Raw genomic sequence first — 13,450 nt, forward strand, 5'->3', positions numbered from 1 at the left:
ATAATTAATAATCTAATTAAGAATGAAAGAAAGTTTTCCACACAGTACTTTAGGTGGGAACGCGTGGGATAAATATAGATGCTTTACTTAATTGGTTCTGCTTCAATGATCAGCGGTGACATCCGCGTGCGGGTTTCCGGTCGATCGAACCCGCCTGAAAACACGCAATGGCGACCGTGCGTCTGCATCGCACACCATGTGACTGCACCCGCAGCCAATTAAATTTAGTAAAAACTTATACTTAGGTGTAGGTTACAACCGAGCGTCCCTGTGTCTTGCCATGCGCCAGATCGAGCAAGGCTTGCTCCACATCGTGAAGGGGGATCTCGTTTGTGTGCATGAGCAAGGGTTTTTCTGCATGCATGCGCAGCAATTCCCGCATTTCGAGGCGCGTGCCAACACTTGTTCCCGTGATGACAACACCCGTTCCCGTGAGCCACTCCTGACTGATGGGCACCGGTTGCGAAACCATTGCCGTGGCAACGATTCGGCCTCTCGGTTTGATAGCCGCGACCATCAGCGGCCATGTGGCTGCTGACGGAGCAAAATTGATGCAGGCGTGCATGCCGCCCATCGCCTTCAATGGTTCAACCGCGCTGTCATTGGCCAACAGGGTTGCATGCGCACCCATTTGCCGGGCGAGGGCAAGCTTATCCGCGGCAATATCCAGGGCGACAACGCGCACGCCGGAGCGAACGGCGAGCTGAATGGCGTATAAACCAAGGCCGCCGCACCCAAAGATTGCACATTGCATGCCTGCTCTGAGGCCTGCGCGGCGGACAGCGGAAAACGCGGTTACACCAGCGCACATCAAAGGGGCAGTCGACACCGCATCGAGTTTGCCGGATATCGAAACGGCATAGTGCGCATTGACAATCACATATTCGGCAAAGCCGCCATTCACGTCAAACCCATGCGCCCGCTGGCTCTGGCAAAACGCTTCCTGCCCGGCCAAGCACTCGTCGCAATGACCGCATGTGTCGTGCATCCATGGCACGCCCACACGATCACCGACCCTGAAATTGCTCACGCCATCACCCAAACCGGCAACCGTTCCGATGCCTTCGTGCCCCAGAATCCGAGCGGGCGCATTGCCGCTGAGGGGCCGCACGCCGCCTTTCCAGATATGCAGATCGGTATGGCAGACCCCACATGCCTCCAACTTGACCAGGATCTGGCCATATTCCGGCTGCGGCACGGGGAGACATTCGAGCTTCAGCGGTCCGTTCGCAGTGCCGTCAAACAATGCCGCGCGCATCATCGGTTTTGTCGTTGCATTCATTTGACGAGGGCGTCCCTGACTTTGGCGAGCGCTGGCGTTCCGTCCAGTGCGGTCACACCGTTCAACCATTTCTCCAGATTCTCCGGCTTGGCACGGATCAACGCGGTTGCAGCCGCTTCCGCGGTTGCGCCATCGTCAAGCATCATCTTCATGCCTGCATTCTCCTGATCCACATCAAAGATCAGATTCTCAAACAGTTTTGCCACGTTGGGACAGTCCGCGGCATAACCCGGACGCGCTAGAGTCCAGACGGTTGAGCCGCCGAAATCAGGCCCGAATTCTTCGTCGCCGCCTGTGAGATAATCCATCTTGAGGTTGAGATTCATGGGGTGCGGCTGCCAGCCAAGAAAAACGATCCATTCCTTGCGTTCCACAGCACGTTTTACCTGCGCCAGCATGGCTTGCTCACTCGATTCAACAATTGTCCATCCTGAAAGGCCATGCGCGCCTTTCGCCACCATATCGAGCAATGGCTGGTTCGTTCCCGGTTCAATGCCATAAATCTTCTTGCTGAATTGATCCGGGAATTTCGCGAGATCGTCGAACGATCTTACGCCGGCAGCGGCGACATAGTCCGGCACAGCCAGAGTGTATTTCGCACCGGTCAGGTTGGTTGCAAGAACATCAACCCATTTCTTGTCGAAGAAATCTTTGAACTCGATATTCTGAGCAGGCCGCCAATTGCCAAGAAAGACATCGATCTGCCCGCCCTTAAGACTGGCATAGCTCACACTGAGGCCAAGCAAACTGCTGGTCAGTTTGTAATTCATGGCTTTCAAAAGAAGCGCCGCAGTGGCCGTCGTCAGTTGAATATCGGTCCAACCGATATCGGCGGCTCTGACGGTTGCACAGGAAGGGGCGTCGGCCCTGGATGTCGTGATGCCCGCCGCCATCAGGCCAACAGCCAATGCTGCTGAAACGAGTTTTCTCATGCTGTTCCCCTTTGGATTTCTAACGTGAGTTGCAGCAGCATCGCAGTCGGGGATTATTTGTCAATTCAAAAAATTGTACGAGCATACAAAAATTTGAACGGTATAGTTGCGTGGAGACTCTCAACAAGGTTTGACGTGGCATGAAGCGATCGATTGAAGACATCAGGCGACAGGAGTTGATCGAAGGTGCTTACCGGGCATTCCTGCAGTTCGGCATTGATGGTTTGACGACGGCACGCATCTGCAAAGAGGCGGGCATGTCGCCGGGTATTCTGTCCTATTATTTCAAGAGCAAGGACGAGGTCCTGTTCTGGATGGTGCGTCATGCCAACCGCGTCATCATGGATGAAGTGGTCAACCGCATGAAGCAGGCAACCACGCGATGGGATCGTCTGATGGCGATCGTGGAAGGAAATTTTCCGGAAGACCTCTTTGAGCAGAATGTCGCCAATGCCTGGCTTTCATTCTACGTTGCAAGTGCAAAGGATCTGCAGCTTGAGCGTCTGCAGCGGCTCTTTCATCGACGGCTGGCATCCAATCTGAGCAGTTGCGTTTGTCATCTCGTTGAGGGGGAGCAAATCCGGCATTTCGTTGCGGCCGTAGCGATCCTCATTGACGGTACCTGGCTTCACAGGGCTGCTATCCACAGCAGGATGACGTCTGCGGAGGCCATTTCGCTCATAAAGTCTCAAATTGAGAGTACCCTTGGATCCGATGTGGTGACGGCTGCCAAAAACATGCCCGTTTCCCCATAGGGCCGCCAGCCGGATCTGCCTGTCTCCATGCCTGCCCCCATTCAGGCAATACACGGCGGCGGCGCTCCGGGTGGTGCGGTTGCGCAGCGCCACCTCACCGACAATGGTTCGTTTGCGTTGACCAGCGGTATGTTCCCCGATGAAGCGGGGTCGCCATTGCGTGTTTTCAGGCGAGGTCGATCGACCGGAAGCTCTGTCGCGCTCGCTCCCGTTTTCGCAACGGGACGAGAATGCTCCGCACGGTTGTTCAACCCTTTGCGATCTCGATTGGAAGCCGACGGTTCTGATAAGTCAGGGCTGCCGCTCCTCGCCAGATATGGCGCACCGAAGAAGGTAAAGATGAGAACTTTGTCCTCATTACAGAGCGACATTAAAGCTCCCGTCGTCAATTCTCGGCCCTCACGCCGCCGACGCCGCCGACGCGGTTACCCGCTCATCCTTTGATAGCAGTTCGTCGTCAAGGATGAAGCGCTCGGTTTTTTCGTTCTAGTGTCCGGAAGACTCGCGAGAAATCTAGAGAGAGAGTTAGCATTCAAAATCGGGAATCAGCTGAGCTTGTGCTAATGAGGCTACGTAGGTGACTTATGCATACCCTCTTGCGCCCAGTCCAATTGGTACGCTCCACTCGGAGCAGCCGGTCAGGGTGCAAAATTCAGCGTCAGGGAACCGAACTATACGCCGGATGCTCTCCGCAGCTAATGGCCGTTTTATCCGATCTTCATGCTTAATCGGATTCTGTATCTTAAATCCGCGACTTGCAAGAAATCGATGAGCGATCTTGAAGGACAAGCCGCCGTGTACTTCAAGTGAAACGACAGGAACATCTGCTTCGACGATGCAGGGTGTTCCCACTCCGCTAATCGCGGGCGAAGTGATCGGATCATCCTCATGCAAATTGTAAAGAGCCTCGCCGCCCCAGTGACGAAAGAAACGTTCAATGCCATGCTCACCAGCAATCCGCGGCGGGAAGAAACAGAACCAGACCCTGCCTGCGCGATTTGGATCGCTGCTTTGGTTCCTTACTTTCAGGCGCCGTGAGACGTCGTCCGTGATCTGCCCGGTTGCCTCTAGCGCATCAATCCGTCGATCGAGCATCGCCGCGTCGGGAAGCTGCATCCCACACCGCAGTATGTGATCGATCTCGACGTCAGTTAGCCGCGTACAGTGCCAGCCAGTGATGGCATAAGGGAGGAGAGCGTCCATGAGGCCATGCATAGCGTCGTCGAACGCGCCCGGAGCGACAGTGCCCTCTCCGATCTCCCATCCAAGCAACAGATCGTAGTGCTCCGTCAGGTAGGACCGCAGGGCCACGGGCCATGTCTCCGGAGCGTCCAGATTGAGCAAGATAGGTACCATAGCGACTCTCTCCTCGGTCCACTAGAAGCATCGGATGAAGGCTTTTGATGGAGACCATACAGAATATAGTGCCTAAATCGTCTAAGCGTCCGTTAACTTGGGCTGTTCTCCCGCTGCTTCCTTCAAATACGTAGTAAAGGTGTCGGATCGGTATGCGACACCAACAAAGTTAGACTTTCTGTAGCGCGGCTTAGGGCGACATAGAGCCTAGCCCGAGCGGCCTTCGTATCGCCGAAATGCTGCCGGTCGCACGCCGCCACGACAACATGCGGAAACTCCAGGCCTTTGGCCTTATGGATGGTACTGATCGCCTTGGAAGGAATAGCGGCACGACTATGTGCACGGCGTCTAACGATCTCCGCAAGCCCTTCGTCAGGAGAATCAAAACGTCCAAAATGGATCGCATCATTATACTCACGGGAGTGATCGATCTTGATAGCTGCGAACGCCTCGTCTTCCTTGGTAAGCGTTCGCAGCGTTACCAGGAACCGCCCGACGCCTTTATGGTCCGGTTGCTCTAAAATGATGCGTCCGAGGGATTGAAGAGTAGCAGGCTTGTTCCTGCGCCGTTTTATGCAACCTTGTTCAATCTCCTCCAGCAAAAGACAACTGTATCCAGTTGAAGAAAATCCTGCAGCCACGCCGCTAACAAAGTTGACGGCAGTCTTGCCAACTTCAAGTGGATTACCGTTGTGAGCATGCAAATCATGATACAACCTGTCGAGTGCTTCACGCGTATGCCCTTCCCAAATCGGGATAGATCGATTGAAGAAGGCTCGAAGTGACGAAACCGTCTCATTGTGCGACGCCATCACTAAGACCGAGTTGAGCGGCCGCATTATCTGCGAAAGCGGCGCGCGATGCTGCGTGGAAAGTTGATATTGTCCCGGTGCGCGAGCAACGTTGTCCGCGCGGATAACGTGAAGACCATTCGGGAGGATACCGCGCAAGTCGACTTGGCCGCCATCACGCAGTATTGTCCGGGCGGCTAGAATCCACGCGCCTAACGCCGGATTGGTGTCCGCCCAGCGGTGCGGCGTGTCCAGATCCTCAAATGCATCCGCTTGTTCTTTGAGGTCGGTCCATCGCTTGATCTCGGCAGCAATGACAGCGGCCTTCCGACCGCCGAATATTCGCTGCATAGGATCGGCGAAAATGCGCAAATGTACACCAGTCTTGTGAAGAGAGAGGATGATCTGGTCTTGGGCCGCGGTTGCGTCTTGATGTTCATCGCAAATGATAATCGGATATCGGCGAGCTAGCGCACTAGCGATCATTGGCTTTTTGTCAAGGAGGTGAGCGACCTTTACCGCGACACGATTATATCCGTCTTCATTGGTACGCGCCCAAACACTCACGTCGGCCGGAAGATCTAGAGGCGCGTGGTATGCGGAGGCGATCTGACCGATCAAACTATCGAGCGTGCGGATTTCGACCTTATTGCGCGATGATGCTGTGCGCGCCGCGAACACGTCGCAAGCGGCATGAGTGTGGGTTAGAATAAGGATACGGCTCTCAGTGTTTGCGGCAGCATCTGCCGCATATTGTGCGCCCTGGTGGGTCTTTCCGCAGCCACCTGGTGCCTCTATCACGACGAGCGAAGCCGCTGATCTTAACGCCGCCGCGACAGATACATCACTCATCGGGCAGTTCCGTTATGATCGGCAAATCTACGGATTGGCGGATAGAGTTCAGGAATGGCAAGAGCTGGCCCTCAAGCTTAGGCCACCCCCCGAATTCGAACATTTTTGATCCAAGCTCGAATCCGCCTCCCACCGTTTTGAACCACATCTTTCCGTGGCTTTTGAACGCTTTCTTTTGATCATCCGGCGTGCCAGCCGGCACGGAACCGGTAGCCGCATCGATGATAAGCTTTCGCATACTCTCGGGACTGCCGACCGTCGCAAGGATTGCGGTGTAGGATTTCTCATCGATCTTTAAGCGCAGCGCCAGGGTGCGAAGTCTGTCCCCTGAATTGCCGTCAGGGTCTGCGATGAACTTCTCAAGGTCGTCATCGGCGACATGCGCGATGATGTTTTCCTCAAGACATCCTTTGGGCCATCGCAACAGCATGTCGCCCAGTGCGGTTTTGAGGGTAGCCCATCGTTCGGGCGCGCGCCCCTCATCGTCCGCGAAGCCTGAGAATTTCAAACCGCTCTTTGCGAGGCTTTCGAGCAATTGGAGCGTTGGGTCATTGCCACCACCGTCCGTTACCCAAATGCCGTATTCCAGTGGCGTCCTCGACACCGTTTTCAGGATCAGGAATTTGATGAAACCAACTTCAGTCGCGCCTTCAGCGACGATGGCGATCCTCGACAGAAACGCTTCTGGGTCTTTCATCATGTGCTGCGAGGTCGCATCGGCCAATTTGCCGATTTTACGCTCACCGCTAAGATACCAAATGCTCGCGTTCGTTGCCGCCTTGATGGCGGCGACGCTATGGGTGGTAATGAACGCTTGCGCGGGCGCAGCCATCAACTTTTTCACCAGAACACGCTGCCGATAGGGCTCAAGGCCCCGTTCAACTTCGTCGACGATGGTGATCGGCAGTTCATTCTGGTTCAATGATGCAATCTCCAGAGCAGCGAGGCGGCGAGTGCCGGAGCCCCAACTGCTCAGAGGTAGCCTTACTTCGTGCTTTTCGGCCGTAAGACCAATTAATGCGTTGAGCGAAAATCCCTGTCCGCCAACAAGACCCAGTCCCAGCTTCGTCGGCAAAGCTTGCTTGCCGAATCGCGTGTCCAAATCGGATAGTTTCTTCTTTGAAGGTTCAGCGAGTTTTTCCTCGACATTTTTCTCGCCAATTTCTTTAGCAAGTTTCGCGCGCAAGGATTTGTCGGAAAGCAGTCGGTCCAGTGCAGAACCCTGAATGAGCCGCAAATCACGATCGTTGCGATCATCTCCGGCGAGCTTCACAAGACCAATTTTACGGCGCAACGACACTGAAAAATGGTCGAACTCTCCGTTGGGTTGGCATATTTCATAGGAAAGGTCGCAGTCGGCAGTTCCGCGAACACGGACAACATAAGCCTCTTCTCTTCCCTCCTTTCCTTCGTCATTAGGGTTGGGCACTATCGGTTTTTCGCCATCCCATTCCCATGGCCAACTCAGCGTCCTCTGGTCATTGATTCCCGTAGCGGGGGGCAGCTTCAGCACTGCTTCAATGATGAATTCATCCTCCGGCGCACGCTTCCAATAATCGGCATCGGAAATGACAATGGAATTTGTCGGACTCAGCAACAAACCGAGAGCATCGAGAATCGTTGTCTTCCCGTTGTCTCCACCTCCAAGTATGACATTCACATGAGGATCAGGAAGCCAGGAAAACGATTCAAGCCCTCGGAATCGTTCGATTTGGAGGCGTAAAATTGTCGGCATTGCTTCAGCTTCATTTTCATCCGCCATTGTGCCCCCTCCAATTGAAGACAGAATCAATCTCTTGGACACTAGTCGTGAGTAGCCCTAAATAGAAACTGCAATCACCAATAGCTCACGGCAAGAGCTGGCGGTACTATCTGACCGATTTATTCCTTGGTTTTCGCAGCACTGTACCGTTGTTGCGCCTTGTCCGCAGGACAACCAGCACAGCCTTCTTATGAAATCAGTTCAGTGGCTTGATTTACCCGTGTTGCCAGAAAGCTAGTGGTCATTCCGTAAAGATTGTACACAGCTGTGCAGCGCCCATTGCATTTTGTGGGCTTGTCTCTTTCGGGCCAATTTCTTCGATGATCCCTTCGATAAAAGTGAGAAGGATTTCATTGAAACATTTCCGAGTGTCATCCATTAACCTCGAGGAAACCTGCGTTAAAGTTTGCCCTGATAAGTCTTGTGGGCCCTCGATACCGAAAACAACGATGCCAGAAGACGTTACATTAAGTGTTCCAGCCCTTACGGATTTATAATGCGCGATTTGATCCCGTATTGATTTCTTTTTATCATCCTTTTCTATCAACCAGCCGTTGAAATTGTCACGGTGAGATTCATAAACATCCAGAATTGGCTGAGCTAATTTTTGATTATCCATACCTCGCAAATATTTCGCAAATCTTTTGAAGCTATTTGCCGGCTGTTTAAGCGCTATTGTGATGCCATAGACAAGCTGGTCCAGGGATCTGCGACAAGACAAGATAAAGGCCTGATATTCTGCATCTAAGATATTACTGTTGCCTCCGCCGATGGTCGAGAAGCTGTCGATCTCGAAGTCGTGGAATGCACGAATCAATTCAGATTCTATTTTACAAAGTCTATCCTGGTGATAATTCGCAATCGTCAAACTAGAGAAAGAGGAATAAATGGTATCAGAAAGATCAGAACGTCTTTTTTCTCCTAAATATGGCCCCGCCGGTTTTGCAGTTAATTTGCCATTTATAAATTCGACGAACTTGAAATAGGGTTCCCTGTGCTGACGTTTCATTTCGAAGTTTACAATTGGGCCAGCTATCCTTTGAAATTCAAATACCTGTGCCTGCCACTTGGCCATTTGTTCTTCAGTAAACGGTTCAACAATATGTGGATTTGTATTTTCCATTGTGAGGCACCTTGATATTTAGAAGGATAAATTAAAGAGCTAGGTTTGTATTCCCACTCGTAAACGGTGATTAAATCAATCCCGGGGCCCGTGCTTTTGAAAACCGAAACGTCTGTGTCTCTCGGACCAATCAAGGACTTTTCCGAGCCACTGCGCCCATCAATCGTGTTGCGTGGGCACCAGTTTCTTTTCCGGCGCAATTTTGTAACAGTCTTTTCGATTTTGTGTTTGGTGCTTGGCGTTTTCAATGTCCGTCGCCGCTTTGGAAGCCACATTTCATAAAAGTCAACTTTTCTTGAAATAAGCCGTATAATCGATCGTTTTCTGATGACTTTCTCGTTTGTACAATGAGCCATCTAGAGAAGATACTAGAGCTGAAGCGCCTATGAAACGGCACAGGACTTGGTGCCATTGATGGTGGGTTTGATATGGGTGGCTGTGGGGGGAACTGATAGAAAGACGGCAAGCTCCTGGTACCTGCTGCCATAATCTGGGCAACTACATTTTGTACAGCATTATCAGCACAATCGAGATTACGGCGAAGGCAATCAATCCAAACCAAAATGTTCTGGTCGCGCGGCGCAATACATTCGAACGTAGCCGCCTTCGGCCGCTTCCTCGACGGGTGTTTACGAGAGTGACTGTGTTTCTGAACAGTTTCTTCTTTCCTGACATGATCTGTTCTTCTGGCAAGTTTGGTGCGCCATTTTCCGGCACCGATGATCAAGGGTCCGTGATGGTCTAGTAGACACCTGATGATGCAGAGGAACCAGACCCTTAATAGCTCACGATCAAACCAGATCCGCAATAGAGGCCGGAAGCGGCACAGATAGTCCATTTGAACGCTGTCTGTGGAGGAGCGTGATAGGTGAAGCGAATGTGACGATCATGCAGCGCCCGATGTGTTATCATCTCTGCAGGTAGCTGAGCATCCATGTCCTCGGGCGGGGCTTCAATGGCGACAAGAATATTGCGAATGATGGTAACGGGACTGATCTCGTTCTCGGTGCTGTTCGCCCTGTTCTCGGTTGTCTGTTATCTTTCTGGCCATGATAGCCTGATGATGCTGTATATGTATTCGGCACCATTCTTCCTTTCCGTCGCGATTGGTGCATACCTGCCCTTCGATATGAGCGTATTTCGTTTGCCTGGCCGAAGAAGCAAACTTCCGTGAGGAAAAGCCTGTTGGTTCTGACAATCCGTACGCGCAGATTGGGCTGGGCGACATCTGCCAAATCCGATGCTTGATTCCGCCACAATGCGTGACTACCTTCCGATCGCTATGAAACGCTTTTCGCTACGGCAAATGTTCGTCTTGCTCCTCATGGTCTTCGTGACTGTGGGAATGGACGTATCTGTCGTTCAGGCGAGCGACATGGCCGTCAAGATGGCGATGACGTCCGATATGAACTCATCGTCCGGCCATGATGGCTGCAATGGCTGTGATGCCAGCGGAAAGACAAAAGCTGTCGTCTGCACCGTCAGTTGTGTCACACCTGTTTCTGTAGCCTTTGAGCGTATCGGCTCGCTTGCCGACATTCCTGTTGCCCTGACCCTGAGCCGTCCGGCTGCGGTCGTGCTGCTTGGAAAAACATCTCCTCCCGATCCGTTTCCTCCCCGCTCAATCTGACATCGGCTGACATCGCATTGGTTGTATTTCGCAACTGATCGCGGTGCTTGAGCGTATCTGCGCAAGCAACACTTGCGTGGAGGATCGGGGATACACTCCCGTGATCCGCCGGCAATCAAGACCCGGCGCGCTCCGTTGTCAATTGTGATCGCGGAAGGATCAAAAAGTGCCTATCCAAACCAGTATTTCTGTTTCCCGCCGGAGCGTGCTCCTGGCAGGGGCGGGGCTTGCATTCATGCAGGCCATGCGACCGTATATGGTCAATGCAGCCGCTCTAAATGAACTTCGAATTACCGCCTCGCCTGCGCGTTCAGCCCTGACCGGGAGTACACGGCCGGAAACTGATGTGTGGGCCTACGACAGTCAGGTGCCGGGACCGACATTGCGGATCCGTCAGGGTGAACCTGCACGTATCACTGTGGCAAACAAACTCGATCAGGGCACAACCGTTCATTGGCACGGTATCAGATTGCCCATTGCCATGGATGGCGTACCAAGCATCAGCCAGCCCTTGATCGAACCGGGTGAGACATTCACCTATACGTTCACACCGCCTGATGCAGGAACCTATTGGTATCATCCGCATGCCAATAGTCTTCAACAGCTCGGCCGCGGGCTTTCCGGGGTCTTGATTGTCGAAGAGCGGGAACCCGTGTCCGTCGACCGCGACATTGTCTGGATGCTGTCCGATTGGCGGCTCGCAACTGATGGCGGGATTGTTCCGGGCTTTGGCAATGCCATGGAAGCAGAGATGTCCGGCCGTATCGGCAACACGGTGACATTGAATGGTGTCGTTCCGGACGACCAACCCGTGCAGTCAGGCGAGCGCATTCGGCTTCGTTTGGTCAATGGGGCGTTGGCCCGGATCATGGCGTTGCGCTTCGAGGGGCATCGGCCTGTCATTGTGGCTATCAACGGTCAGCCTTGTGAACCACATGAGCCGGAAGGCGGACGTATCCTGCTTGGCCCTGCCATGCGAACGGATCTGATAATCGACATGCAGGGCGAACCAAATGGGCGCTTTGCGGTTATCGACGATTTCTACAAAGGCGACCTTACTTACGCTCTCACCCATCTAGCCTACAGCTCAGCACCACACTCCCGCAAAAGTACCCCAGACGGGGGCTTGCGCTTGCCGGCCAATCCATTGCCCGAGCCTGATCTCGCAACGGCCAAGCGCCACGATATCACGTTGCAAGGCGGCATGATGGGAGGAGGGGCTTTGAAGGGTGTCGGCGGGATGTCCCGCATGTCGATGTCCGGACAGGCTGATATTGCGGCCTGGTCCATCAATGGCATGTCCATGACTGGTGATGGGCAGGCCGGCATGCCGCCGCTGCTCACGCTTCAACGCGGGCGCAGTCATGTTCTGACAATTCGGAATGAGACGGCTTGGTGGCACCCGATGCATTTCCACGGGCACAGTCTCAAGGTGCTGAGCCGAAATGGCTTGCCCGTCCCGCACCACCAATGGAGCGACACCATTCTGTTCGCACCAAAGGACACAGTCGAGTGCGCATTCGTTGCCGATAACCCCGGCGACTGGATGCTGCACTGTCACGTGATGGACCACCAGGTGGCTGGTCTGATGACCATCCTCCGCGTGGCCTGAATACAAACACCATTCAACAAAGGAGACTGACATGGACAAGACCATACGCAACACGACACTTTTCCTCGCGCTTGCAATGCCGTTTCCGGCATTGGCCGCGCCCATCCACGCAATCATGTACAAAAACCCGTCCTGCAGCTGTTGCGAGACCTATGCTGCCTATCTCGAGAAGAACGGCTTCGAGGTTGAAATGAAACCTTCGAACGATCTGACACAAATCAGCACTGCCGCAGGCGTTCCCGAACAACTCCAGGGATGTCACACGATCAAGGTTGACGGCTACATCATCGACGGATTCGTGCCGGTCGACATTGTCCGGAAAATGCTGACCGAACGTCCTGCGATTACAGGCATCGCCTTGCCCGGAATGCCGATGGGATCGCCTGGCATGGGTGGTTCCAAGACTGAACCGTTCACCGTTTACGCCTTCACCACCGACGGACAGGCACCCACTGTCTACGCCGTCGAATGACCGGAACTGGTGGCCATAATAAGGAGAAACACATATGACAAGTCCATCATCAGCCTCGAATACTGGTGCTTTGCGCCGACGCTTGTTCAGCTCTGTCCGCTCATATCTTGGGGGTCGGAAAGGCTTGTTCGTCATTGGCGCAGGAGCGCTTGCACTTGGAATAGCATTCAACTGGAACTGGTTGGCGGCGGCAGGTCTTCTTCCGCTCCTCAGCGTACTCCCGTGTTTGGGAATGTGCGTGTTTGCCCTTTGTATGAGCAAGGACGCAGCCATCCCCACGAACCTTCCGGCCGGTTCTGATCAGACAATGCTGGATTCCACGAGTGCTGGAGAGTCCGCGCTTCAACTTGTCAAGTTGCCTGACGGTTCGTGGAACATGCCCGCACCGGCAGGCCGTCCGCTTCCATCAAATTCAAACAAGCGCAGTTGCGACAAGTCTTAACAAAGGAGACTAGAAATGAGAAATTCCATGCGTTCCCTCGGCCTGGCTTTGGCCGTGACATTCAGCATTGCCAGTGTATCCCCCATTCTTGCTGCGGACTCCAGCGAATCCCCGGGCCCAGCCATGGGGCAGGACATGATGAAGAACGACGGCATGATGAACATGATGCAGCAGATGGCCCAGATGATGGATAGCTGCAACAGGATGATGCAAAGCAAATCGGATGCTGCTCCCGATACCGGAAAGCCCAACGAGCAGTGGCAAAAGAATGCTGCGCCCCATCCCGAAAAGAACGGTTGATGGATAACCCTGGTCCGATGACGGCTTTTCTGCTGTCATCGGACAGCGGGCATCATGCTGATAAATGAAAGGTTTTTGCGATGATGATGAACGGAATGTCTGGAGGAATGGGGTGGGCCATGGGAGCCCTTGGTGTCCTGT

General features: G+C 53.5%; 12 protein-coding genes. 6 read left to right on the top strand and 6 right to left on the bottom strand.

The window, feature by feature from the left end; all coding sequences use genetic code 11:
- Positions 1–241: 241 nt before the first annotated feature.
- Entirely contained in the window at positions 242–1,282 is a 1,041-nt protein-coding gene (locus ACIQWS_RS01085) for an alcohol dehydrogenase catalytic domain-containing protein (RefSeq protein ID WP_403169408.1), read from the bottom strand.
- A complete protein-coding gene (gene choX / locus ACIQWS_RS01090; protein ID WP_403169410.1) occupies positions 1,279–2,214 on the bottom strand; it encodes a choline ABC transporter substrate-binding protein in 936 nt (311 codons plus the stop codon). Before choX ends, ACIQWS_RS01085 begins: the two co-directional genes overlap by 4 nt.
- A gap of 140 nt (positions 2,215–2,354) precedes the next feature.
- On the opposite strand from choX, the gene betI reads away from it, so the two are divergent.
- On the top strand, positions 2,355–2,969 hold the full coding sequence (gene betI, locus ACIQWS_RS01095; RefSeq protein WP_403169413.1) for a transcriptional regulator BetI: 615 nt from the start codon (positions 2,355–2,357) through the stop codon (positions 2,967–2,969).
- A gap of 582 nt (positions 2,970–3,551) precedes the next feature.
- On the opposite strand, the gene ACIQWS_RS01100 is transcribed toward betI, so the two are convergent.
- The 4 genes from ACIQWS_RS01100 to ACIQWS_RS01115 form a co-directional block, all read right to left on the bottom strand.
- Positions 3,552–4,325: a hypothetical protein gene (locus tag ACIQWS_RS01100; protein ID WP_403169416.1), complete on the bottom strand. Its 774-nt coding sequence runs from the start codon at positions 4,323–4,325 to the stop codon at positions 3,552–3,554.
- A 122-nt stretch (positions 4,326–4,447) separates the two neighbouring features.
- Positions 4,448–5,968 carry an ATP-dependent helicase gene (locus tag ACIQWS_RS01105; RefSeq protein WP_403169419.1) on the bottom strand — a complete coding sequence of 507 codons (1,521 nt, stop codon included), beginning with the start codon at positions 5,966–5,968 and terminating at the stop codon, positions 4,448–4,450.
- A complete protein-coding gene (locus tag ACIQWS_RS01110; protein ID WP_403169422.1) occupies positions 5,961–7,730 on the bottom strand; it encodes an ATP-dependent nuclease in 1,770 nt (589 codons plus the stop codon). Before ACIQWS_RS01110 ends, ACIQWS_RS01105 begins: the two co-directional genes overlap by 8 nt.
- 241 nt (positions 7,731–7,971) lie before the next feature.
- Positions 7,972–8,853 carry a hypothetical protein gene (locus ACIQWS_RS01115; RefSeq protein WP_403169423.1) on the bottom strand — a complete coding sequence of 294 codons (882 nt, stop codon included), beginning with the start codon at positions 8,851–8,853 and terminating at the stop codon, positions 7,972–7,974.
- A 976-nt stretch (positions 8,854–9,829) separates the two neighbouring features.
- On the opposite strand from ACIQWS_RS01115, the gene ACIQWS_RS01120 reads away from it, so the two are divergent.
- The 5 genes from ACIQWS_RS01120 to ACIQWS_RS01140 all read left to right on the top strand — a co-directional run bounded on the left by ACIQWS_RS01120 (position 9,830) and on the right by ACIQWS_RS01140 (position 13,309).
- Positions 9,830–10,027: a hypothetical protein gene (locus ACIQWS_RS01120; protein ID WP_403169426.1), complete on the top strand. Its 198-nt coding sequence runs from the start codon at positions 9,830–9,832 to the stop codon at positions 10,025–10,027.
- 84 nt (positions 10,028–10,111) lie between these two features.
- On the top strand, positions 10,112–10,483 hold the full coding sequence (locus tag ACIQWS_RS01125; RefSeq protein WP_403169428.1) for a hypothetical protein: 372 nt from the start codon (positions 10,112–10,114) through the stop codon (positions 10,481–10,483).
- 235 nt (positions 10,484–10,718) lie between these two features.
- The gene (locus ACIQWS_RS01130) at positions 10,719–12,095 is read left to right on the top strand and encodes a multicopper oxidase family protein (protein ID WP_403177321.1); all 1,377 of its coding nucleotides are present in this window, start codon (positions 10,719–10,721) and stop codon (positions 12,093–12,095) included.
- Positions 12,096–12,126: 31 nt separating this feature from the next.
- Positions 12,127–12,567, top strand: a complete 441-nt coding sequence (locus tag ACIQWS_RS01135; protein WP_403169430.1) for a DUF411 domain-containing protein — start codon at positions 12,127–12,129, stop codon at positions 12,565–12,567.
- A gap of 457 nt (positions 12,568–13,024) precedes the next feature.
- Positions 13,025–13,309, top strand: coding sequence for a hypothetical protein (locus ACIQWS_RS01140; RefSeq protein ID WP_403169433.1), 285 nt, complete (start codon positions 13,025–13,027; stop codon positions 13,307–13,309).
- Positions 13,310–13,450 lie beyond the last annotated feature (141 nt).

This window comes from Phyllobacterium sp. NPDC097923 (assembly GCF_044760925.1).
Taxonomy (GTDB): domain Bacteria; phylum Pseudomonadota; class Alphaproteobacteria; order Rhizobiales; family Rhizobiaceae; genus Phyllobacterium; species Phyllobacterium calauticae.